Genomic DNA, 22540 nt, shown 5'->3' on the forward strand with positions numbered 1-22540 from the left:
AGAGGCAAATTTATGACAATACCCTCGGGTTTCCATCTAGGTGGAACCCTGGGGTACCAGATGCGACGGCGCTCAGCGCTCCAGGATGGCGACGACGCCCTGGCCGCCCGCGGCGCAGATGGAGATCAGGCCGCGGCCCGAGCCGCGCTGGTTCAGCATTTTGGCCAGCGTGGCCACGATGCGCCCGCCCGTGGCAGCGAAGGGGTGGCCGGCGGCCAGCGACGAACCGTTGATGTTCAACTTGCTGCGGTCGATCGAGCCCAGGGGAGCGTCCAGGCCCAGCTTTTCCTTGCAGTACTTGGCGTCTTCCCAGGCCTTGAGCGTGCACAGCACCTGTGCGGCGAAGGCTTCGTGGATCTCGTAGAAATCGAAATCCTGCAGCGAGATGCCGGCGCGGGCCAGCATGCGCGGCACGGCGTAGGCCGGGGCCATCAGCAGGCCTTCCTTCTGCGGGCCGAAGAAGTCCACGGCAGCCACTTCACTGAAGGTGATGTAGGCCAGCACGGGCAGGTTGCGCGCTGCGGCCCATTCTTCGCTGGCCAGCAGCACGGCGGAGGCGCCGTCGGTCAGGGGCGTGGAGTTGGCGGGTGTCAGCGTGCCCTGCCCCGGCGCGACCTTCTTGTCGAAACAGGGCTTCAAGGTGCGCAGCTTCTCGATGGTGATGCCTTCGCGCAGGTTGTTGTCCTTGGTGACGCCCTTGTACGGGGTCATCAGGTCGGCGAAGAAGCCTTCCTTGTAGGCACGGGCCAGGTTGGTGTGCGAGGCCACGGCCAGCTGATCCTGCTCTTCACGCGGGATGCCCCATTCGCGCGCCATCAGCTCGGCGTGCTCGCCCATGGAGAAGCCGGTGCGCGGCTCGCCGTTCTTGGGGATGTTGGGCTTGACCAGCATCGAGGGGCGGATCTTGGACAGCGTCTTGATCTGGGCGCCGGTGGTCTTGCCACGGTTGGCTTCCAGCAGGATCTTGCGCATCTTCTCGTTGACGCCGATGGGCGCGTCGGAGGTGGTGTCCACCCCGCCGCCGATGCCGCATTCGATGTGGCCCAGGGCGATCTTGTTGGCCACCAGCATGATGGCTTCCAGGCCGGTGCCGCAGGCCTGCTGCAGGTCATAGGCCGGGGTCTGGGGCGACAGCGTGGTCGACAGCACGGATTCGCGCACCAGGTTGAAATCACGCGAGTGCTTCATCACGGCGCCGGCGGCGACATCGCCCAGGCGTTCACCATGCAGGTTGAAGCGGTCCACCAGGCCCTGCAGCGTGGCTGTGAGCATTTCTTGGTTGGACTCGTGCGAGTAGACGGTGTTCGAACGGGCAAAGGGAATGCGGTTGCCACCGATGATGGCGACGCGACGGACGGTGCTGCTCATGTGTGAAATCCTGGAATCTGAAGAAGATGGAACGATGGTGAGGGCGGCAGGCGGAATCAGTAGGTGACCCGACCGCGCAGGTGGGGCTTGTCGCCCTTGGAATTGCGAACCTCGAACAAGGAGCCCGACTCCTGGCGGGCGGCCCACAGCGAGGCCTTGGCCGGCAGGAACAGCGGCGTCTTGAACTCGACGATCACTTCGGCCTGGTCCACGGCTTCGCGGGGCATCAGCATGGCCAGGGCGCGGGCCTTGGTCCACATGCCGTGGGCGATGGCCTTGCGAAAGCCCAGGAACTTGGCCGTGAGCGCCGACATGTGGATCGGGTTGACGTCGCCTGAGACCAGCCCGTAGCGGCGGCCGATGCCGGCCGGCGCAAAGAAGTCGGCCTGGTGGGAGATGGGGGTCTCATCGACCAGTGCGCTGGTGAAGGGCTCGCCTTTAGGGTTGCGCACACCCATGCGCAGGAGGGTCCAGGTGCTTTCCCACACCACCTCGCCCGCACGCAGGGCACGGGCATGCAGCGTGAAGACCTGGCCCTTGTCATGGGCGTACAGCTCGCCGGTGGTCATCTCGATGCGCAGCTCGTCGCCCACGTTGATGCGCTTGAGCAGCTTGATGCTGTTGGCCAGGTGCACCAGGCCCATGGCGGGCCACGGGAAGCGCCGCGAGCCGAACAGCATCATGGCCAGCGGAAAGGCGTGCAGGTGCGGGTACAGCATGGGCACACCATGCGCCTTCGTGAACCCGCACACCTTGGCGTACTTGATCACGTCGCGCCCGTCGACCACCACCTTGGGCCGCACGTAGGTGACCTGGGGCAATGCCTCGACCACGCCGGGGCGCTTGCTGCTCGAGCGCAGCGCACCGATGTTGAGCGACAGCGCGCTGGGCAGCTTGTTGACTTCGATGAACTTCATGTGGGCGTCCCCGCGTTCGCGTCAGGCGCCGATCAGGCTCTGGCCGCAGACGCGGATGGTGTTGCCCGTCAGGCCGCTGGAGGCCGGGCTGGCGAACCAGCCGATGGCCTCGGCCACGTCGACCGGCTGGCCGCCCTGGCTCATGGAGTTCATGCGGCGGCCGGCTTCGCGGATGGCGAAGGGGATCGCCGCTGTCATCGCGGTTTCGATGAAGCCCGGGGCCACGGCGTTGATGGTGATGCCCTTTTGCGCGTAGATGGGCGCATTGAACTGGACCATGCCGACCACGCCCGCCTTGGAGACGGCGTAGTTGGTCTGGCCCATGTTGCCGGCCAGGCCGGAGATGGACGACACGCAGACGATGCGGCCACCGGCCTTGAGCGCGCCGGATTCGACCAGCGCGTCGTTGATGCGCTCTTGCGTCGACAGGTTCACATTGACCACCAGTTGCCAGAGGTGTTCCTTCATGTTGGCGATGGTCTTGTCGCGGGTGATGCCGGCGTTGTGCACGATGACATCCCAGCCGCCATCGGCACGGGCCGCATCGACCAGCTTCTGAGGGGCATCGGCCGCGCCGATGTCCAGCGCGATGGCCTTGCCACCCAGCTTCTTGGCGACCTCATTCAGGCCCTCTTGCGCCTGGGGCACGTCCAGCGCGATCACGTCGGCACCGTCACGGGCCATCACCTCGGCGATGGCGGCACCGATGCCGCGCGAGGCGCCGGTGACCAGCACCTTCTTGCCGGCCAGGGGCTTGGCCCAGTCGGCCGGGGCGACCACATCGCTCACGGGCTTGCCCACGCGAACGACCTGGGCCGACACGTAGGTGGAGCGGGCCGACAGCAGGAAGCGCAGGGTCGATTCCAGGTTGGCCTCGGCGCCTTCGGACACGTAGACCAGCTGGGCGGTGGCGCCCTTCTTCAGTTCTTTGCCCAACGAGCGGCTCAGGCCCTCGAGCGAGCGCTGCACGGTGGCCTTGCGGGGCGAGCTGCACTCTTCAGGCGGGCGGCCGATGATGACCACGCGACCAGACGGCAGCACCGAGCGGGCCGTGTCGTGGAAGAACCAGTACAGGGCATCGCTCTGGGTGCTGTCGGACAGGCCGGTGGCGTCGAACACCAGCGCCTTGACCTTCTCGCCAGCCTGGCCCTGGGTGCCCCAGCGGCCGGTGGTCAGGCCCACCTTGTTGGCCGTTGCGATCCACTGCGGCACGCGCTCATGGGCCAGGGTCTGGGCGCCGATGGACTTCATCACCGTGGCCAGGGCTTCGAGGATCTGCGAATCGGCGCTGCCACCGATCAGGACGGTGCCTTGAACGACGGGTTGGCCAGGCTTGTAGCGCTCCAGCGGCAAGGGCTTGGGCAGCCCCAGCGCATTCACCAGCTTGGCACCCATGGGGGAGTTGGCAAAGTCGAGGTAACCGTCTTTCATGCGATCTCTACACAGTGATGAAGGCCTGGGGCGTGTACAGCCGGGAACAGGCCTGGTTTGCAAAACCGGAGCACCTCAACGGTGCCCCGCCAGGAAAAAAGTGGATATCAGGCGATGGTTTCAGCCGGGGCTTCCACGGCCTGCGCCGCCAGCGCGATGTCGCTGAACAGCGTGTTCTGACCCGCCTCGGGCAAGGGTGCGCGCAAGGCGGCCACCATCAATGCGGACAAGCGGGACAGCAGCAGCACCTCGTCGCCCTGCCCCTGCGTGAAATCCTTGATCAGGCGCTGCGTGTTGCCGCCGGCCAGGATGCCCGACAGGGCGCCCATGGCGAAGTTCAGGCGAAAACCCAGGTCATGGCGGCTGAGGTCAGGCAGGGTGCGCTGGAACGCGCCGAAGAAGCGGCCCAGCGTCTGGATGTAGTGGGTGTTGATGAAGTCGCGCACCACGGCGGAAGGCTCGGTGTAGGCGCGCCCCAGGAACTGCAGGAAGCTGCCGGCATGCGGGCCGCTGTCATCACGGAACAGGCGAACGGCAGGCAGGAACATCGCCGCCAGCACATGCTCGCAGGTGAGCTGGTCACCGAACTGCTTTTCGAAGGTGTCGAGCATGGCGATCCGCTGCTCATTGAGCGGATCTAGCTTGCGCGCCAGCACCGATTGGATCAGTGCGTCCTTGCTGCCGAAGTGGTAGTTCACCGCAGCCAGGTTGACGCCGGCGGCGCTGGTGATCTGCCGCATCGACAGGGAATCGAACCCGCCCGAGATGAACAGTTCTTCCGCCGCATCGAGGATGCGCGACTTGGTGGCCTGGGGCGACAGTTTGGTGGTGGCTGACGGCATACGTTGGACCGGGAACCTACAAACGTTTCAAACGTTCGTTTCATGTTTCGGGGCGTATCCTAAGCGAAGAGCCTGGGCCGCGCGACACAGTTTTTAGACCCCACCCTCTAAACGGGTGGTCCGGCCGCTTTGCTGGGGTCTTCCCCTGCCTGCCCACCCGGGGGGCGGGCGCTAGAGTCTCGCTTTTTGCCGCCGAGCATCTACCGTGGACTGGATCCGAGCCTTCACCGCCAAGCCCTACCCGCCTCGCGAGGCCTTCGGGCTGGTCTGGCGCAACCTGGCAGGCGCGAGCTTTCGCAACCCGCATGCCCTGCGATTCACACCACGCCATACGCGGCTCAACGAGATTCAGCCGCAGCTGACCCTGGGCCTGGGCGGCGACGTGATGTCCATGTTCGGCAAGGCCTTGCGTTTCGCGCCGGAGGTGGCCAGCTTCTTCAGTCCCTGCGACAAGGTGCTGCTGAACTTCGAGGGCGTGATCACCGAGCAGCGGCAGATCTCGCCCGACCAGAAGCACACGCGCCCGATCCTGGGGGCGCTGGACGGGCTGGCATCTCGCGACAAGCTGGTGCTGTCGCTGGCCAACAACCACACCGGCGATTTCGGCGAGGACGAGTGCCGTCGCAGCCTGACCCTGCTGCAGGCCGAAGGCTTCACCGCCTTCGGCCTGACCGAGAGCCCCTTCATCGACCTGCATGAGCGCCTGCGCGTGGCCACGGGCACGCGCTGGAGCAACCGCGAAGGCCGCCACCTGGCCTGGTTGCGGGATCCGGTGCAGTTCGTGCGCCCAGGTGCATTCAATCTGCTCTATCCCCACTGGGGCTACGAACTGGAGGTCTACCCCCGGCAGGACCTGGTCGCGCAGATGGACGCGTGGCTGACACGCTTCGACGCCGTGGTGGGCCACCACAGCCACACGCCCCAACCCATCACCGTGCAGCGCGGGGCGGACGGGCTGCAGCGGCTGGCCGCGTATTCGCTGGGGGACCTGTGCTTCGGCATGGCCTACGCCAGGCTGCCCACGTTCAAGTACTACGCCTATGGGCTGATCGCGCGCGCCACACTGGGCCCGCTGGTGTCCAACCCCGATCGATGGGCCATCGGGGACCTGAGCTGGTCATTCGTCGAATGCCGCCCGCTGGGCAAAGGCCAGGGCTTCGAGGTGGTGCTGCGGGACCAGATCCCGCTGTTCAACGCCAGGGACATCCCCTCGGCGACCGCGGCGCACCGCCCGGCTCAAGCCACAGGCTGAGACTGAGGCGACGCAGCCGGGTCGATCCGGCTGACCAGCACCTGGTCGATCTTGAAGTTGTCGACGTCCATCACCTCGAAGCGGAAACCACTCCACTCCACCGCGTCCGTCTTGCGAGGGATGCGGCGCAGCATCACCATCAGGAAGCCGGCCAGGGTGTCGTACTCCTCCTGGTGCGGCAGGGCCCACAGGTCGAGCGCGCGCATCACGTCGGGGATGGCCGTGGTGCCGTCGATCAGCCACGAGTTCTCGTCGCGGCGCACGATCTGCTCTTCATCCAGCGGCGCCACCAGCTCGCCCATCACCGTGTTCATCACGTCGTTGATGGTGATGATGCCGACCACCAGGCTGTACTCGTTGACGATGACGGCGAAGTCTTCGTGCGCATGGCGGAACTGGCTCAGCATCTCCGACAGGGTGAGCCGGTCGGGCACGATCAGCACCTTGTTGATCAGGCCCTCGGCCTTGAGCGAGATGGGTTGGGCATTGAGCACGCGGTTGAGCAGGTGCTTCGAATCCACATAGCCCAGCACCTGGTCAATGCCACCATCACAGACCAGGTAGGTGGAGTGCGGGTACTGCGCGATGCGGGCACGGATCAGCACCTCGCTGTCGTCCAGCAGGAAATGCACGATGCGCTCGCGCCCGGTCATCGAGGTGGTCACCAGGCGCGTGTCCAGCTCGATCACGTTCTCGATGACCTGGTGTTCCGCCCCGGCCAGCACACCGGCTTCGGCGCCGGCCTGGGCCATGGCCAGGATGTCGTCGGGCGTGACCTTGTCGTCGCGGCGCTCCGGCAGCCCGAGCAGGTGCGACAGCAGATCGGTCAGCCGCTTGAAGAACCACACCACCGGCTTGAACACGGTGGCGAAGTACTGCATGGGCATGACCACGTTGACCGCCACGCGCTCCGGCGCGGCCATGCCCAGGCGCTTGGGCAGCAGGTCGGCCACCAGGATGAACAGGCTGGTGACCAGCAGGAAGGACAGCACCCAGCCCCAGCGCTCCGACGCCAGCGGGTCGACACCCAGCAGGTTGAGCAAGGATCCCATGGCGGGTGAAAAAGCGCCCTCGCCCACCAGGCCCGCCAGGATGGCCACGGTGTTCTGCCCGATCTGGATGACGGTGAAGTAGTCGCCCGGCTCGTCCTGCACGTTCATGACGGCCTGGGCACGGCGGTCGCCCTGGTCGAGCAACTGGCGCAGGCGCAGGCGGCGCGACGCTGCAACCGAGAGTTCAGCCATCGAGAACAAGGCGCTCAGGCCGATCAGCAGGGCAATGAGCAGCAGGCTTTCGGTGGTTTCCATGACGCCAGTGTAGCCATTGCCCTGGGCGCACGTGCCGCCAAGGTCTGGCTCACAGCGGCTGTACGCGGTCTGTCGGGCAGCCCTGGTCCAGCCAGGCCTGCCATTCGTCGGCCAGGCGCTCGCACTCGACCACGGCGCGCCGCCAGTGGTCGATGCGGGTGTCGTTGTCCAGGGTCTTGAAATCGGTTCGGTCGGGCAACTTGCCGCCGGGCAAGGTGGCCACCCAGGCCGGGTTGGGGGCCAGCAGGATCATGTTGTCCAGCGCCGGCGTGGCGCGGTGTCGGCGCTTGAGGCCCTTGTCCAGCCAGCCCGGGATCACCTGCTGCTGGAAATGCGGGTAGAGCACCACCCCCTGCGCCATGCCGGAGAAAGGCCAGTGGAAGTGGTAGTCCACGATGCCGCCATCCCAGTGCGCGCCAGCGGGGCAGCCGGGGATGTCGTGCACCGGATCCAGCACGAAGGGGATGCTGCACGAGGCCTGCAGGGCAGGCAGGAAGTTCTGCTCGCTCAGCGGCACGACGCGGGTGGGCTGGTCATCAAGTTGGAGTGGTGCCTGGCCCGCCACTGAAAACACCGTGCGCTCCAGCCAGCGGCCCACCGTGCGGCGCGACACCGCGTTGCCCAAAGCAAGGCCTGCGAACCCCGCCAGCGTACCCAGGCGACCAGGCCGTTGCAGCAGGCCCAGCCCACGTGAGGTGACCATGTGCAGGCGCCAGCGCGGATGCGCCAGCATGCCTTGCAGCGAGGCGCTGAAGAAGCTGTCCAGCGCCTTGGCGAAATCACTGCTCACGCGCTGCGGCGAAGGCATCTTGCGCCCGGGCTCCGGGTCGTAACGCTGTGAGATGTAGACGCTGGCCAGGCGCTCGAAAGCCTCGGCCGGGTTGGGCAGCAAGGCAGCGGCCATGCGCCAGGCGCCGATGGACGCCCCCACCAGGTCGAGCCGGTGGTTCGCATCGGCCTGTGGCAGCCACTTCCCGAAGAGGTGGCGGTCAAGGTGGGTGAGGATGAGCCCTTTGGGCCCGCCGGCGGCCGCGGGCACCAGGCGCACATCGGCGGGCGTCAAGCCCTGCTGCCGAAGATGCGCCAACGCCCGTGGCCCTGCATGGATGTGCAAGGCCTGCATGGTGTCGATCGTGTAACGGAGGATGCGTCAGGCGGCTTGCCGCAGTTGCGGCATGTCGCCTCTGTGCAGATCGTACAGCTTTCGAACCCAGACCAGGGCCGGCCGGTTCATGTCCAAGGAAATCGATCGGGGACGCAGCAGCCCGACGTAATCGGGCGTGGAGTACACGGGGTGTTGCGACGGGCACGCCAGCGGCGCCAGCAGCGAGGCCGCGGTGATGTCGGCCACCGACAGGCGCGAGCCCACCAGGTACAGGCGCCCATCGCTCAGGCGGCCTTCCAGCCAGGCCAGCGCCTGCAGGATGCGCTCTTCCGATCGCTTGGCCGCACTGGGCGTGATGTTGAGCCGGAACTTGAAGACCTGCTTGATCAGCGGGTAGCCCAGCCGGACCAGCCGGTGCTTCCAGCCTTGGGCGTGGTCGGTCCACAGGGCCAGGATTTTGTCGTCGTGCCGGAAGGCATCGAGGTAGAGGAAGCGGGCGATGTCGCGGCCGATGTTGTCGAAGCGGTCTTCGATGGCCAGGCACTCTTCGCGCAGCTCGACCCCTTGCGGCAGCAGGCCCAGGGGACCATGGCGCTCATCGAGCCACAGCAGGATGCGGGTGCTGTCCTGCACATGAACCTGGCGGCCGTTGAGGCGCTGCTCTCGCAGGATGGGCAGCGTCGTCTGGCCTTGGCCGCCCATGCGCAGCGCCGGCAGCATGTGGAAGGCCGGCGTCATGATCACTTCGCGAAAAGGCAGGCTGCTGGCTTGCAGCACCCAGCGGATCTTCTCGCTGTAGTGCGACATCGCGAACGTGAAAAGGGTCAGGCCCACCGGCTCCATGGGGTACTTCGAACGACAAGGGGAAGGAACGGTCAGCATACCCGCAAGCCCCCCGCTTGTCGGCCCCCACGATGCGGGAAGCGCCCCCCGCGAATGGGTAGATCCGCGCAAATATGAGCGTTGCCCGGCTCAGCGCTTGGTCTGCAGCTTGGCGAAGGCTGCGGCCATCGCCGACTCGCCCTGTGGCTGCGGAGCGCCCCGCCCTGCCCCGCCGCCCACGCGCTCGTTGCGCGCCGCCGGCTTGAAGCCGTTGTCGCGGGCGCCACCGCCGCTTCGCGCGCCCGGCGCCGCGTCCAGTTTCATGGTCAGCGAGATGCGCTTGCGGGCCAGGTCGACCTCCAGCACCTTCACCTTGACGATGTCGCCGGTCTTGACCACCTCGCGCGCATCGGTGACGAACTTGTTGGACAGCTGGCTCACGTGCACCAGGCCGTCCTGGTGCACACCCAGGTCGACGAAGGCGCCGAACTGGGCCACGTTGCTCACGGTGCCCTCGAGCACCATGCCCTCCTGCAGGTCCTTGAGGTCTTCCACGCCATCGTTGAAGCGCGCCACCTTGAAGTCGGGGCGCGGGTCGCGGCCCGGCTTTTCCAGCTCGCCCAGGATGTCCTTGACGGTGATGACGCCGAACTTGTCGTCGGCGAACAGCTCGGGCTTGAGCGTGCGCAGCACGTCGCTCTTGCCGATCAGATCACCGATGGCTTTGCCCGTCTGGGCCAGCATCTTCTGCACCACCGGGTAGGTCTCGGGGTGCACGCCCGAGATGTCCAGCGGGTTGTCGCCATCGCGGATGCGCAGGAAGCCCGCCGCCTGCTCGAAGGTCTTGGCGCCCAGCCCGGCCACGTCCATCAACTGCTTGCGGTTCTTGAAGGCACCGTTGGCATCGCGCCAGCGCACGATGCTGTTGGCCACGGCCGAGCTCAGGCCCGACACGCGCGACAACAAGGGTGCCGACGCCGTGTTCAGGTCCACCCCCACGGAGTTCACGCAGTCTTCGACCACGGTGTCCAGCGTGCGGGCCAGTTCACTCTGGTTGACATCGTGCTGGTACTGACCCACGCCGATGCTCTTGGGATCGATCTTGACCAGCTCGGCCAGCGGATCCTGCAGGCGGCGCGCGATGGACACGGCGCCGCGCAGGCTCACGTCCAGCTCGGGCAGTTCCTTGCTCGCGAACTCGGAGGCCGAGTACACCGACGCGCCCGCCTCGCTCACCACCACCTTCTCGATGTGGGTGCCAGGGGCCAGTTGCTGGATGCGCTTGATCAGGTCGGCGGCCAGCTTGTCGGTCTCGCGGCTGGCGGTGCCGTTGCCGATGGCGATCAGGTTGACGCCATGCGTGGCGCACAACCGGCCCAGCGTGTGGATCGAGCCTTCCCAATCCTTGCGGGGCTCGTGCGGGTACACGGTCGAGGTGTCCAGCACGCGGCCGGTGTCGCTCACCACGGCCACCTTCACGCCGGTGCGGATGCCCGGGTCCAGCCCCATCACCACGCGCTTGCCGGCGGGAGCGGCCAGCAACAGATCGCGCAGGTTCTCGGCGAACACCTTGATGGCCGTGGCCTCGGCGGATTCGCGCAGGCGGGAGAAGAGATCGCGCTCCAGGCTGAGCGAGAGCTTGACCTTCCAGGTCCAGGCGACGGTCTTGCGGATCAGGTCATCTGCCGGGCGCTTGCTGTGGCTCCAGCCCAGGTGGATGGCGATACGGCCCTCGGCCATGGTCGGCTTGCCGGGTACGGTTTCTTCATCGAGCACCAGCTTGGCATCGAGGAACTCCTGCGTGCGGCCGCGGAACACGGCCAGCGCGCGGTGCGAAGGCACGGTGCGGATGGGTTCGTCGTAGTCGAAGTAATCACGGAACTTGGCCACATCGGGGTTGTTCTCGTCCTTGCCGTCCATCAGCTTCGACTTGAACAGGCCCTCCTGCCACAGCCAGTCGCGCATCTTGCCGATCAGCGTGGCGTCTTCGGCCCAGCGTTCGGACAGCAGGTCGCGCACGCCATCGAGCACGGCCAAGGCATCGGCGAAACCGCCCTCGGCGTTGATGAAGGCAGCAGCCTCGGCGGCCGGATCGAGCGACGGATCGGCGAACAGCTTGTCGGCCAGGGGCTCCAGGCCGGCTTCGCGGGCGATCATGCCCTTGGTGCGGCGCTTGGGCTTGTAGGGCAGGTACAGGTCTTCGAGTTCCTGCTTCGTGGGCACGGTCTCGATGGCGGCACGCAGTTCAGGGGTGAGCTTGCCCTGCTCGTCGATGCTCTTGAGCACGGCGGCGCGGCGGTCTTCCAGCTCACGCAGGTAGCCCAGGCGGGCCTCCAGGTCACGCAACTGGGTGTCGTCCAGGCCGTCGGTGGCTTCCTTGCGGTAACGGGCGATGAAGGGCACGGTGGCCCCGCCGTCCAGCAGGTCGATGGCGGCTTTGACTTGCGCGGGGCGAACCTTGAGTTCGGCCGCCAGTTGCATCAGGATCTTGTCCAAGGGAAGGCCTCGTGAAGCAGGTCGAGAGGGGGCGCAGTTTGCCACAGTGCGTCCCGCGAGTTCCGCCCCGGCATCGGCGACAATACGAGGTTTGTTCCGCGCCCGATTTCCCAGCTTTCACCATGGCCCTGATCCCTTACGCCCTCTCCAAATCCGTGCTCTTCAAGATGGACCCGGAGGATGCGCACGAGCTCATCATGAACTCGCTGGCCGCCTTCCAGAACACGCCGCTGGCCTGCCTGTGGGGCAACACCCGCGTGGACGATCCGGTCGAGCTGGCCGGCCTGCGCTTTCCCAACCGCATCGGCATGGCCGCCGGGCTGGACAAGAACGGCCGCGTGATCGACGGCCTGGGCGCCATGGGCTTCGGCTTCGTCGAGGTAGGCACCGTCACGCCGAAAGGGCAGGCAGGCAATCCGCGCCCGCGCATCTTCCGCCTGCCCGAGGCCCAGGCCCTGATCAACCGCCTGGGGTTCAACAACGAGGGGCTGGACGCCTTCGTGGCCAATGTGAAAAAGGCCCGCTACCGCCAGAGCGGCGGCCTGCTGGGCCTGAACATCGGCAAGAACGCCGCCACGCCCATCGAGAACGCGGTGGACGACTACATCCTGTGCCTGGATGGCGTCTACCCGCATGCCGACTACGTGGTGGTCAACATCTCGTCGCCCAACACCAAGAATCTGCGCACCCTGCAGAGCGACGAAGCGCTCGATGCCCTGCTCGGCCGCCTGCAGGAACACCGCCAGACACTGATCCAGCGCCACGGCCGCACCGTGCCCATGTTCGTGAAGATCGCACCCGATCTGGATGAAACCCAGGTGGGCGTGATCGCCGCCACGCTTCAGAAGAACGGACTGGATGGCGTGATCGCCACCAACACCACCCTGTCGCGCGATGCCGTGAAGGGCCTGCAACATGGTGAAGAAACCGGCGGTCTGAGCGGGCGCCCGGTGTTCGAGGCCAGCAACCAGGTGATCCGCCAGTTGCGCGCAGCCCTCGGCCCGCGCTTTCCCATCATCGGGGTGGGTGGCGTGTTCAGCGGGGCTGATGCCCGCGCCAAGCGCGAAGCCGGCGCCGACCTGGTGCAGATCTATTCGGGCCTGATCTACGAAGGCCCGGGGCTGGTCAACGACTGCGCGCGGGCACTCAAGGCCTGATCAACGCTGGCCTTGCGACGCAGCCGCGGCCGCCAGGCCAGGCTCGGGCGCGCTGGCAAAGGTGCGGCGGTACAGGCCCGCGTCCACCGCACGCACGGCGCGCTGCAAGGATTCCAGCAACTCCTTCTGGCTGGTCAGCGCGGGCCGCGCATAGCGCGACATCAGCTTCGTCAGCATCAGGTTCTGGCGCACCGAGGGTTGTTCGATCAGCTCGCACAACTCGTTGGCCAGGCTGGCGGTGAGGCGCAGCCAATCGCCGGGGCTTTCGGGTCGACGCGGTGACACGTTCACGCTCAAGGGGCGGGCCGCCTGGATGAAGTACTCCGGGAAGCCCCAGTAGCGCAGCACCGCCGCCGTCAGTTCATCCGGATGGATGCCCAGCACCGCGCCCGTGGCCGCGTCCATCGTCATCCCGGGCGTGGGCTTGCCTTCTGCCTCCGTGGGCGGCCCGGGCATGGTCAGCCGGTTGATCTGGGCCGATTCTTCAGGGAAGTGGTAGAGGATCAGCAGACGGCCCAGGCGCTGGGACATGGCCGCCATCATGGCCTCTTCATCGCCGATGTTGAAGGGGCGCAACCAGCGGGCCGCCAGCGCGGCCACGCACGCCACCTTGAGCTCGGTTTCCAGTGCCGTCACGGCGGCTTCACCGGCCTGGGCGCCCTGCAGCGAACTCGATGCCTGCAGCACGCCCGGCCAGGTGCGCAGCGTGCCGCACACCTTTCGCAGGCCCTGCTGCCCCAGCAGCACGATGGCGCGCCCCAGGCTGCAGGAGGGGTCCTCGTTGCCGCCCATCTGGTAGCGGGCCGTGTTCACGGCGCGCAGCAGTTCCCAGGCCAGGGCCGGGTCCAGCACGATCTGGCTGACCATGTCGTCCACGCGGAGCTCCTCACGCGTGAACACCTTGAGGATGCCGCCCATGTCCCGCGCCCGGCTGGGCAGGTGCCCCACCGATTCGAGGCGGTCCATGATGAGCGCCAAGGGCCCGGAGTCTTCCTGGCTGTTGGTCTTGATCCAGTTCTGCAGCGCGCTGATCAACGTGCGGGCGTTCAGGTAGCGCTGCCGGGACTGCCGGTCGGTCGCCCGGTTCACGATGGAGCGCAGCGTTTCCGCCACAGGTTGCGGCGTGCTCCACGGCAGCCGCACGATCTCCGGTCCCACGCGCAGCGATGCGCTGGCCAGGTCCGGGTCATCCAGCGCAGGGTGCCCGGCCAGCAGGCGGTGCAGCAGCAAGCCGGCCATCAGCACATCGCGCTCGGCTGCCACGCGCTGCTCCTGCCTTGAACCTGTGCCTGGGGCCGTGGGCGCCCCTGCACCCAGGCCGCCGGGGCGTGGCAGGGCGAGCCCTACCGCCAGGCCCGCCACCTTGATGTGGCCAGCGCTGTCGAGCATCACGTTGGCCAGTTCCAGATCCTTGTGGGCCGTGCCGGCCTCATGGGCGTAGGCCAGGGCCTCGAGCAATTCGATCGTCCAGTTGACGATGTCCACCACCGTGGGCAACGGGTGGCTGGGCTGCATGCGCTCGTGCAGGCTGAGGGCGCCGCCGCGCTCATACACCGCGTAGGGCCAGCCTTCATGGATACCGATGTCCAGCACCTGTGCCAGGCGGGGATGTTTCAGCCGCGAGGCCAGCAGCACTTCCTGGCTCCAGGCATCCTTGTCCTGCTCGGACTTGGGCTGGGCCCTGGGCACACACAGCAGCACCTCGGCCTGGCTGGCCGTGTCATGCGCCAACCAGGCGTACGACACGGAACTCTTGCCCAATAGCTGACGCAGCTCGAAGCGCCCGAAACGCCGAGCCGGCGACGCACTGGGAGGCATCACATCAGCCGAGTCCATTGACAACCAACCCATCCATCATCAAAACAAGAATAAATTTGCAGACGCACGACACAGATACATTTAAACGCAAATCCGGACAACTGAACCGATGATCAGACCCTAAGAACACCGGGCATTTTTCACTCTCCGAACGCCAGCATGCCAAGGCAGGCTATGTTCGCCATTGATAAATCATGCACCCACGTCAGATAAGGCTGCAGGGTTGTGTGTCAAAATTTATCCCAGCTACCCCACAAAGGGTTCCGCTTCAAGGACAGTCTCATGAGCAACGAATTGATCAAACATGTGAGCGACGCGTCGTTCGACGCCGACGTGCTTCAGGCCGCCACCCCCGTGCTGGTGGATTACTGGGCCGAATGGTGCGGCCCCTGCAAGATGATCGCCCCGATCCTGGACGAGGTGGCCGACACCTATGACGGACGGGTCACCATCGCCAAGATGAACGTGGACGAAAACCGTGCCGTGCCCGCCCAGTTCGGCATCCGCGGTATTCCCACCCTGATGATCTTCAAGTCCGGTCAATTGGCCGCAACCAAGGTCGGCGCCTTGTCCAAGGCCCAGCTGACCGCGTTCATCGACGCCAACCTGTGATCTGAAAAAGGGCCTCACTGCCCTTATACTGTGCCCATGCCGCCGGATCGGTGATACGTCTCACCGGCCGGCAGCAAGAGCCAAGGTCTTGAACCCGGGCTCGCATCGCCGGTCATCCTTTTCCTAGCGACCGCCCGGCAAGCACGGCATCCGTTCATCGGATGCACCACTCCCCCACACCGTTCCAATCCGCCACACATCGGTTCGACAGGCCCTTTGCGCAAGCACACCTGCTCCGAGAACGGTTTTGTACAGGGTACAGATCCATGCATCTTTCCGAACTGAAGGCGCTGCACATTTCGACTCTGGTCGACATGGCCGAGTCCTTGGAGATCGAAAACGTCGCCCGCATGCGCAAGCAAGAGCTGATGTTCGCGATCATGAAGAAGCGCGCCAAGGCTGGCGAGCAGGTCTTCGGCGACGGCGTCCTCGAAGTGCTGCCTGACGGCTTCGGCTTCCTGCGTGCGCTAGACGCCAGCTTCCTGGCCAGCACCGACGACATCTACCTGTCGCCCAGCCAGGTGCGCCGCTTCAATCTGCACACCGGCGACATGATCGAAGGCGAAGTGCGCGTGCCCAAGGATGGCGAGCGCTACTTTGCCCTGGTCAAGGTGGACCGCGTCAACGGCATGTCGCCCGAGGTCAACAAGAACAAGATCCTGTTCGAGAACCTCACGCCCCTGTTCCCGACCGAGCAGTTCAAGCTCGAGAGCGACAAGATCAAGAGCGACGACAACGTCACCAGCCGCATCATCGACCTGATCGCCCCCATCGGCAAAGGCCAGCGCGCCCTGCTGGTGGCCCCGCCCAAGAGCGGCAAGACGGTGATGATGAAGAACCTGGCGCATGCGCTGGTGGCCAACCACCCTGACGTGCACCTGATCGTGCTGCTGGTCGACGAGCGCCCGGAAGAAGTGACCGAAATGCAGCGCACCGTGCGCGGCGAGGTCATCAGCTCCACCTTCGACGAGCCGGCCCAGCGCCATGTGCAGGTCGCCGAAATGGTCATCGAACGCGCCAAGCGCCTGGTCGAACTCAAGCAGGACGTGGTCATCCTGCTGGACTCCATCACCCGACTGGCGCGCGCTTACAACAACGTGCTGCCCAGCTCCGGCAAGGTGCTGTCCGGCGGTGTGGATTCCAACGCCCTGCAGCGCCCCAAGCGCTTTTTCGGCGCGGCCCGCAACATCGAAGAAGGCGGCTCGCTCACCATCATCGGCACCGCGCTGGTCGACACCGGCAGCCGCATGGACGAAGTGATCTACGAAGAGTTCAAGGGCACCGGCAACTGCGAAATCCACCTGGATCGCCGCATGGCCGAAAAGCGCGTGTACCCCTCGATCCTGATCAACAAGTCGGGCACCCGCCGCGAAGAGTTGCTGCTCAAGCCGGAGATCCTGCAAAAGAGCTGGATCCTGCGCAAGCTGCTCTACCCGATGGACGAGATCGACGCGATGGAGTTCGTGCTCGACAAGATGCGCTCGACCAAGAACAACCACGACTTCTTCGACATGATGCGTCGCGGTGGCTGACCTGTTCAGCGCATTGCAAAAAGCAGCCTGCGGGCTGCTTTTTGCTTGGCCGGGTATTTCATGGCCCAAATCGGGCTATAATCCAAGGTTTTCCGGCTGTCGGAAAGTGCGCAGGCATGGTGCCTGCGTGGCTGCCGATGATGCAAACAGCATGAGGTTCCTATGAAAGAAGGCATTCACCCTGGTTACCGCGACGTTCTGTTCGTGGACCTGTCCAACGGCTTCAAGTTCGTGACGCGTTCGTGCGTGCCCACGAAGGAAACCGGCAAGACCGACGACGGTCGTGAACTGCCGCTGTTCAAGCTGGAAACGTCGTCCGAATCGCACCCGTTCTACACGGGTCAGCAAAAGAGCGTGGACACCCTGGGCGGTCGCGTCGAGAAGTTCCGCAACAAGTTCGCTCACCTCAAGAAGTGATGCATGTCCGCTCCGTGCGGATGATCAAAAGGGCAGCTCAGGCTGCCCTTTTTGTTTGCGCTCCACTTCCGCTGCCTCTTTGCCGGCGTCACCGCGCCTGGCCGCCGATTGCCGAGTAAGATCGCCGCCGAATGCAAGCCGACAACCAAGCCCACGTCACCCCTGCGCTGGTGACAGAAAAAGCCGTTCGCCGCCTGCCGCGCTGGGCGCTGTGGGCCTTCTGCGCCGCCTATGTGCTGCCTGGCCTGTTCGGCCGCGACCCCTGGAAGAACGCCGACATCGCCTCTTTCGGCCAGATGTGGAGCCTGGCCCTGGGCCAGGCCTCGTGGTGGGCACCCCATGTCGGCGGCGTGTCCCCGGGCAGTGGCGGCATCCTGCCTTACTGGCTGGGCGGCGGCTTCATTGCGGTGCTCAGTCCCATCATGGATCCGGCATTCGCCGCCCGTGTGCCCTTTGCCCTGCTGCTGGGTGCTGTGCTCGCCCTGACCTGGTACACCACCTACCACCTGGCCCGCACCGACGCGGCTCAGCCGCTGCCCCTGGCCTTCGGTGGCGAAGCACCGGCGGCCGATTACGCCCGCGCGCTGGCCGACGGCGCCCTGCTCGCCCTGGTGGCCACGCTGGGCCTGCTGCAGATGGGGCACGAAACCACGCCCGAACTGCTGCAGTTGACCGGCAGCGCGCTGTTCATGTACGGGCTGGCTGCTGCCCCGTTGCGCCATCTCAAGGCACGTCTGGCGACCGTGGGCAGCCTGGCGCTGCTGGCCACCAGCGGCAGCCCGACGGTCGCCATGATGCTGGCCGGCGTGGGCGTGCTGGTGTGCTGGCAGTCGCAAGAAGAGGGGATGCGCCGCTACGGCCTGTGGGTGATTGGCGCCGGCGTGATCGCCGCCGCCCTGGCCACCGTTCTCACACTGGCCCAGTTGTCCGGCTGGAACTGGAAAGTGGGACATGAGATCGAACCCGGCCAGTTGGTCAAGCTGATCATCTGGTTCACCTGGCCTGCCCTGCCGCTGGCCGCACTCACGGTATGGAAGTGGCGGCGCCAGTGGCTGCGGCGGCACATCGCCGTGCCGCTGTGCTCGGCCTTGGTCGGGATCGCTGCCTGTATCGCGATGAGCAGCAGTGACCGCGCCCTGCTCCACTCTCTGCCACCGCTGGCCGTGCTGGCCGCCTTCGCGCTACCGGCGCTCAAGCGTGGCTTGAGTGGCGCCATCGACTGGTTCTCGGTGTTCTTCTTCACCATCGCCGCCCTGGCCATCTGGCTGGTGTATGCGGCCATGCACACGGGCTGGCCCGCCAAGACGGCTGCCAACGTGGCCAAGCTGGTGCCGGGCTACACGGCCGAGGTGTCCTGGGTGGCGCTGGGCTTCGCGATGCTGGGCACGCTGGCCTGGCTGCTGCTGGTGCGCTGGCGCACCGCACGCCACCGCGCGGCCTTGTGGAAAAGCCTGGTGCTGCCCGCGGGCGGCGTGGCCCTGGTGTGGCTGCTGCTGATGTCGCTGCTGCTGCCCGTGCTGGATCAGGCCAGAAGCTACCGCCTGCTGCTAGACCGCGTGGCCACCCACGTGCAGCCGGGCCAGTGCGTGCTGGCACCCAATGCGTCGGTGGGGCTGCTGACTGCGCTGGAATATTTTGGCAAGCACACGGTGTACGGTCAGACAGGTGTCGAACGCTACCCACCCGCGGGCTGCCAGTGGCTGATGATCAGCCTCAGCGCACGCCAGGACGAGCCTTCGCCGCCCGGCTGGACGTTCGTCTCCCGCGAGCGTCAGCGGACGCAGAACTCGGAGTCAGTGGCGATTTACCGGCGCCACCCCTGATTCCCGAGCAGCCAATGGCACGGGATCAGAGCGGCTTGAGGCGCACCCGCGCCACGGGCACGGTGAGCGTGAAGATCGAGCCCTTGCCCTTCTCGCTGGTGATGCGCAGTTCGCCACCGTGGCGCTGCACCACGTGCTTGACGATCGACAGCCCCAGCCCAGTGCCGCCGGTGTCGCGTGAACGGCTGCCGTCGACGCGGTAGAAGCGTTCCGTCAGGCGCGGGATGTGCTCGGCGTCAATGCCGATGCCGCTGTCCTTGACCGAGAACTCTCCGCTGCCATCTGGCAAGGTACGCCACGCCACGCCGATGTGCCCGCCCTCCGGCGTGTAGCGGATGGCGTTGGACACCAGGTTGCCCATGGCGCTGAGCCATTCGCTTTCCACACCGGCGATCTCGACCACCGTGTGGGCGGGCGAGATGGTGCTGGTGAACTCGTGCCGCCCCTGCGACAGGCCCTTGGCATCGTTCTCGATGCGCTGCAGCACATCGCTCATGCGGCACCAGTGGTCGGCCGTCGGGCGCGGGCTGCCTTCGATCTGCGCCAGCATCAGCAGGTCAGAAACCAAAGTCTGCATGCGCTCGGATTGCTGGCCCATCAAGGTCAGCACACGCCTGCGCTCGACCTCGGTCAAAGGCAGGTTGGCCATGGTCTCGATGAAGCCGTTGAGCACCGTCAGCGGGGTGCGGATCTCGTGCGACACATTGGCCACGAAGTCGCGGCGCATGGCCTCTGAGCGCTCGCGCTCGGTCACGTCCTGCGACAGCACGATGCGCAGGCCATCGCCATAGTTGCGCACCACGACGGACAAGGTGCCCTGCCCGCCCCGCGGCATCAGGAACTTCACCGGCTCAGTCTGCTCCTCGCTGGCCAGGTACTGGACGAATGCAGGCACGCGCACCAGGTTGGTCACACGCTGCGCCAGGTCTCGCACAGGGTCCAACCCGAAGTGCGATGCCGCCGTGCGGCTGATCCAGGTGATGTGCTCGGACGCGTCCAGCAGCATCACGCCATTGGGCGAAGCGTCGATGCCGGACAGGAACTGCGACAGCCGTTCGCGTTCGTTGGCGGTCTCGCGCTCACGTTGGCGCAGCACGCGGTGCACGCGGTGCGACACCTCTCCCCACAGGCCGGGCAGCGCTGGCGGATCGGCCTCGGGGTTGCGAAGCCAGTCCAGCAGGCGGTAGCCCTTGAGGGTGTCCAGCACGGACAGGCCGACCACGGCCAGGGCCGCGCCGCCGATGGCCATGCGGGCCGGGTAGCCCAGGTGGTGGCCGATCCACCAGCCCACGCTGGCGCCCAGGGCCCCGGTGAGCACGCGTGTGCTGACACGCGACAGCAGCCACGAATTGCTTGTATCGATCACGAACGGAACCGCTGTTGTGCGAGTGTCGGAGGTGTGCCGCCGCTCAGGCCGCGTTGGCCAGTTGCTGCGTGAGGCGGTAGCCCGCGCCACGCACCGTCTCGATCATCTGCGAGCGCTGCACACCCGAGAGGGCTTCGCGCAGGCGCTTCACATGCACATCGACCGTGCGCTCTTCGATGAAGACGTGGTCGCCCCAGACGCGGTCCAGCAACTGCGCACGGCTGTGAACACGCTCCGGGTGCGTCATGAAGAAATGCAGCAGCTTGAACTCGGTCGGGCCGATCTTCACGTCCTGCTCTTCGCAGGACACGCGGCGCGTGGCCGGATCCAGCCGCAGGCCGGCGATCTCTACTGCCGAATCGAGCGCCTGCGGCGCCTTGCGGCGCAGCACGGCACGCACGCGGGCCATCAGCTCCTGCGTGGAGAAGGGCTTGGTCAGGTAGTCGTCGGCACCAGCGTCCAGGCCGGCCACCTTGTCGGTCTCTTCGGCCCGGGCCGTGAGCATGATCACCGGCAGGTCCTTGGTGCGCTGCTGGCCGCGCCAGCGCTTGGCCAGGCTCAGGCCGGAGGCACCTGGAAGCATCCAGTCCAGCAACACCAGGTCGGGCAGCACGCGGTCCACCTCGTTCTGCGCGACCTCGCCATCGGGCGCCACCACCACCTCGAAGCCCGCGTGACGCAGGTTCAAGGTGATCAGTTCGGCGATCGCGGCTTCGTCTTCAACCACCAGCACTCGGCTCATAGGGCGGTCCTCACGGTCATTTGATGATGTCGGCCACGGCTTCGGGCGTGTTGTGACGCACGTCCGTACCCTTGACGATGTAGATCACCTGCTCGGCCAGGTTCTTGGCGTGGTCGCCCACGCGCTCGATGGCCTTGGCCACGAACACCAGGTCGATGGAGGCGGAGATGGTGCGCGGATCTTCCATCATGTAGGTGATCAGCTTGCGCATCAGGCCGTCGAACTCGGCGTCGATCTCATTGTCGTTCTTGATCACGTCCAGCGCCACGCCCACGTCCAGGCGGGCAAAGGCGTCCAGGGCCTTGCGCAGCGAGGCCGTGGCCAGGTTGGCCTCGAAGGACACGTCGCTCACCGGCAGGCGCAGGCGGCTGGACACCCCCGTGTTGATCAGGCGCTGCACCGTGCGCGCGATGCGGGCGGCTTCGTCGCCCACGCGCTCCAGGTTGCCGATGGTCTTGGAGATGGCGATCAGCAGGCGCAGGTCGCGTGCCGTCGGCTGACGGCGGGCGATGATGGTGGACAGATCGGCATCGATCTCCATTTCCATCTGGTTGACCTTCTCTTCCTGCTGCAGCACTTGCGTGGCCACATCGCCACCGAAGTTGGTCAGGGCGTAGATGGCCTGGGCCACCTGGGATTCGACCAGGCCGCCCATTTCGAGCACGCGTGTGGAGATGCCGCTGAGCTCGACATCGAACTGGCTGGACAGATGTTTTTCGACCATGTTGTTGGCTCCTGTGTTGTTCAGCCGAAGCGGCCCGTGATGTAGTCTTCGGTCTCTTTCTTCTTGGGCTTCATGAACAGGTCGGACGTGGGTCCGAACTCAATCAGCTCGCCCAGGTACATGTAGGCGGTGAAGTCCGAGCAACGTGCAGCCTGCTGCATGTTGTGGGTCACGATCAGCACGGTGTAGTCGTCCTTGAGCTCATGGATCAGCTCTTCGATCTTGCCGGTGGAGATCGGGTCCAGCGCCGAGCAGGGCTCGTCCAGCAGCAGCACCTCGGGCTTGATGGCGATGCCGCGGGCGATGCACAGACGCTGCTGCTGACCACCCGACAGGCCCGAACCGCTCTGGTTGAGCTTGTCCTTGACCTCGTTCCACAGCGCGGCCTTCTTGAGGGCCCATTCGACACGTTCGTCCATCTCCGCGCGCGAGAGGTTCTCGAACAGGCGCACACCGAAGGCGATGTTGTCGTAGATCGACATCGGGAACGGCGTGGGCTTCTGGAACACCATGCCGACCTTGGCACGGATCAGGGAGACATCCTCCTTGGACTTCAGGATGTTCTGGCCGTCCAGCAGGATCTCGCCTTCGGCGCGCTGTTCGGGGTAGAGCTCGAACATGCGGTTGAAGGTGCGCAGCAGCGTGGACTTGCCGCAGCCCGAAGGACCGATGAAGGCGGTGACCTTCTTCTCGGGCAGCTCCATGTTGATGTTCTTGAGCGCATGGAACTTACCGTAGTAGAAGTTCATGTTGCGCACGGCCAGCTTGGCCTTGGCCGGGGTCGAGTGTTGCACCTTGGCGTCCATGAT

At 65.9% G+C, this 22540-nt stretch carries 19 protein-coding genes; 6 read left to right on the plus strand and 13 right to left on the minus strand.

Annotation, left to right across the window (positions count from 1 at the left end; all coding sequences use genetic code 11):
• Positions 1-72 precede the first annotated feature (72 nt).
• From EIP75_RS04830 to EIP75_RS04845, 4 genes are all read right to left on the minus strand, one after another.
• The gene (locus tag EIP75_RS04830; protein ID WP_125242102.1) at positions 73-1368 is read right to left on the minus strand and encodes an acetyl-CoA C-acetyltransferase; all 1296 of its coding nucleotides are present in this window, start codon (positions 1366-1368) and stop codon (positions 73-75) included.
• Positions 1369-1424: 56 nt separating this feature from the next.
• On the minus strand, positions 1425-2285 hold the full coding sequence (locus tag EIP75_RS04835) for a MaoC/PaaZ C-terminal domain-containing protein (RefSeq protein ID WP_125242103.1): 861 nt from the start codon (positions 2283-2285) through the stop codon (positions 1425-1427).
• Positions 2286-2306: 21 nt separating this feature from the next.
• Complete coding sequence (locus tag EIP75_RS04840) at positions 2307-3716, minus strand: 3-oxoacyl-ACP reductase (protein WP_125242104.1); 1410 nt, start codon at positions 3714-3716, stop codon at positions 2307-2309.
• A 107-nt stretch (positions 3717-3823) separates the two neighbouring features.
• The gene (locus EIP75_RS04845; RefSeq protein ID WP_125242105.1) at positions 3824-4558 is read right to left on the minus strand and encodes a TetR/AcrR family transcriptional regulator; all 735 of its coding nucleotides are present in this window, start codon (positions 4556-4558) and stop codon (positions 3824-3826) included.
• A gap of 205 nt (positions 4559-4763) precedes the next feature.
• Here EIP75_RS04845 and EIP75_RS04850 point away from each other — a divergent pair, with 205 nt between their 5' ends.
• The gene (locus tag EIP75_RS04850) at positions 4764-5810 is read left to right on the plus strand and encodes a CapA family protein (protein ID WP_125242106.1); all 1047 of its coding nucleotides are present in this window, start codon (positions 4764-4766) and stop codon (positions 5808-5810) included.
• Here the strand turns inward: EIP75_RS04850 and paeA are convergent.
• From paeA to EIP75_RS04870, 4 genes are all read right to left on the minus strand, one after another.
• Positions 5795-7117, minus strand: coding sequence for a polyamine export protein PaeA (gene paeA, locus EIP75_RS04855; protein ID WP_125242107.1), 1323 nt, complete (start codon positions 7115-7117; stop codon positions 5795-5797). The two genes, EIP75_RS04850 and paeA, sit on opposite strands and share 16 nt — an antisense overlap.
• A gap of 49 nt (positions 7118-7166) precedes the next feature.
• Positions 7167-8240: a patatin-like phospholipase domain-containing protein gene (locus tag EIP75_RS04860; protein ID WP_125242108.1), complete on the minus strand. Its 1074-nt coding sequence runs from the start codon at positions 8238-8240 to the stop codon at positions 7167-7169.
• Between the two features lie 27 nt (positions 8241-8267).
• Positions 8268-9056, minus strand: coding sequence for a glutathione S-transferase family protein (locus EIP75_RS04865; protein WP_158622746.1), 789 nt, complete (start codon positions 9054-9056; stop codon positions 8268-8270).
• 138 nt (positions 9057-9194) lie between these two features.
• On the minus strand, positions 9195-11540 hold the full coding sequence (locus tag EIP75_RS04870; RefSeq protein ID WP_125242110.1) for a Tex family protein: 2346 nt from the start codon (positions 11538-11540) through the stop codon (positions 9195-9197).
• A gap of 122 nt (positions 11541-11662) precedes the next feature.
• Here EIP75_RS04870 and EIP75_RS04875 point away from each other — a divergent pair, with 122 nt between their 5' ends.
• Positions 11663-12697, plus strand: a complete 1035-nt coding sequence (locus EIP75_RS04875) for a quinone-dependent dihydroorotate dehydrogenase (RefSeq protein WP_125242111.1) — start codon at positions 11663-11665, stop codon at positions 12695-12697.
• Here EIP75_RS04875 and EIP75_RS04880 read toward each other — a convergent pair whose 3' ends face one another.
• Positions 12698-14533: an HDOD domain-containing protein gene (locus tag EIP75_RS04880; protein WP_158622747.1), complete on the minus strand. Its 1836-nt coding sequence runs from the start codon at positions 14531-14533 to the stop codon at positions 12698-12700.
• 264 nt (positions 14534-14797) lie between these two features.
• On the opposite strand from EIP75_RS04880, the gene trxA reads away from it, so the two are divergent.
• The 4 genes from trxA to EIP75_RS04900 all read left to right on the plus strand — a co-directional run bounded on the left by trxA (position 14798) and on the right by EIP75_RS04900 (position 18899).
• Positions 14798-15127 (plus strand): thioredoxin TrxA, encoded by a 330-nt coding sequence (gene trxA, locus EIP75_RS04885; RefSeq protein WP_125242113.1) that lies wholly within the window; start codon positions 14798-14800, stop codon positions 15125-15127.
• A 266-nt stretch (positions 15128-15393) separates the two neighbouring features.
• Positions 15394-16659, plus strand: coding sequence for a transcription termination factor Rho (gene rho / locus EIP75_RS04890; protein WP_125242114.1), 1266 nt, complete (start codon positions 15394-15396; stop codon positions 16657-16659).
• 162 nt (positions 16660-16821) lie between these two features.
• Complete coding sequence (locus EIP75_RS04895) at positions 16822-17076, plus strand: type B 50S ribosomal protein L31 (protein ID WP_125242115.1); 255 nt, start codon at positions 16822-16824, stop codon at positions 17074-17076.
• Between the two features lie 131 nt (positions 17077-17207).
• Positions 17208-18899, plus strand: coding sequence for a glycosyltransferase family protein (locus EIP75_RS04900; protein ID WP_125242116.1), 1692 nt, complete (start codon positions 17208-17210; stop codon positions 18897-18899).
• 25 nt (positions 18900-18924) lie between these two features.
• Here the strand turns inward: EIP75_RS04900 and phoR are convergent, their stop codons facing one another.
• The 4 genes from phoR to pstB are packed head-to-tail and all read right to left on the minus strand — an operon-like array spanning position 18925 to position 22537.
• The gene (phoR, locus tag EIP75_RS04905; protein WP_233584680.1) at positions 18925-20265 is read right to left on the minus strand and encodes a phosphate regulon sensor histidine kinase PhoR; all 1341 of its coding nucleotides are present in this window, start codon (positions 20263-20265) and stop codon (positions 18925-18927) included.
• A 43-nt stretch (positions 20266-20308) separates the two neighbouring features.
• Positions 20309-21007 carry a phosphate regulon transcriptional regulator PhoB gene (gene phoB, locus EIP75_RS04910; protein WP_125242117.1) on the minus strand — a complete coding sequence of 233 codons (699 nt, stop codon included), beginning with the start codon at positions 21005-21007 and terminating at the stop codon, positions 20309-20311.
• Between the two features lie 16 nt (positions 21008-21023).
• Positions 21024-21731, minus strand: a complete 708-nt coding sequence (gene phoU / locus EIP75_RS04915; protein ID WP_125242118.1) for a phosphate signaling complex protein PhoU — start codon at positions 21729-21731, stop codon at positions 21024-21026.
• Positions 21732-21751: 20 nt separating this feature from the next.
• Positions 21752-22537, minus strand: coding sequence for a phosphate ABC transporter ATP-binding protein PstB (gene pstB / locus EIP75_RS04920; RefSeq protein WP_125242119.1), 786 nt, complete (start codon positions 22535-22537; stop codon positions 21752-21754).
• Between the last annotated feature and the right edge of the window lie 3 nt (positions 22538-22540).

Source organism: Aquabacterium soli, assembly GCF_003933735.1.
GTDB classification, from domain to species: Bacteria; Pseudomonadota; Gammaproteobacteria; order Burkholderiales; family Burkholderiaceae_C; genus Aquabacterium; species Aquabacterium soli.

Bases quoted from the DNA above. Each gene is read 5' to 3' on its own strand.
- EIP75_RS04860 (WP_125242108.1), bottom strand. From the start codon at position 8,240: ATGCAGGCCTTGCACATCCATGCAGGGCCACGGGCGTTGGCGCATCTT.
- phoU (WP_125242118.1), bottom strand. From the start codon at position 21,731: ATGGTCGAAAAACATCTGTCCAGCCAGTTCGATGTCGAGCTCAGCGGC.
- pstB (WP_125242119.1), bottom strand. From the start codon at position 22,537: ATGGACGCCAAGGTGCAACACTCGACCCCGGCCAAGGCCAAGCTGGCC.
- trxA (WP_125242113.1), top strand. From the start codon at position 14,798: ATGAGCAACGAATTGATCAAACATGTGAGCGACGCGTCGTTCGACGCC.
- EIP75_RS04835 (WP_125242103.1), bottom strand. From the start codon at position 2,285: ATGAAGTTCATCGAAGTCAACAAGCTGCCCAGCGCGCTGTCGCTCAAC.
- EIP75_RS04840 (WP_125242104.1), bottom strand. From the start codon at position 3,716: ATGAAAGACGGTTACCTCGACTTTGCCAACTCCCCCATGGGTGCCAAG.
- EIP75_RS04880 (WP_158622747.1), bottom strand. From the start codon at position 14,533: ATGGACTCGGCTGATGTGATGCCTCCCAGTGCGTCGCCGGCTCGGCGT.
- EIP75_RS04830 (WP_125242102.1), bottom strand. From the start codon at position 1,368: ATGAGCAGCACCGTCCGTCGCGTCGCCATCATCGGTGGCAACCGCATT.
- rho (WP_125242114.1), top strand. From the start codon at position 15,394: ATGCATCTTTCCGAACTGAAGGCGCTGCACATTTCGACTCTGGTCGAC.
- phoB (WP_125242117.1), bottom strand. From the start codon at position 21,007: ATGAGCCGAGTGCTGGTGGTTGAAGACGAAGCCGCGATCGCCGAACTG.
- EIP75_RS04900 (WP_125242116.1), top strand. From the start codon at position 17,208: ATGCAAGCCGACAACCAAGCCCACGTCACCCCTGCGCTGGTGACAGAA.
- EIP75_RS04895 (WP_125242115.1), top strand. From the start codon at position 16,822: ATGAAAGAAGGCATTCACCCTGGTTACCGCGACGTTCTGTTCGTGGAC.
- EIP75_RS04845 (WP_125242105.1), bottom strand. From the start codon at position 4,558: ATGCCGTCAGCCACCACCAAACTGTCGCCCCAGGCCACCAAGTCGCGC.
- paeA (WP_125242107.1), bottom strand. From the start codon at position 7,117: ATGGAAACCACCGAAAGCCTGCTGCTCATTGCCCTGCTGATCGGCCTG.
- EIP75_RS04875 (WP_125242111.1), top strand. From the start codon at position 11,663: ATGGCCCTGATCCCTTACGCCCTCTCCAAATCCGTGCTCTTCAAGATG.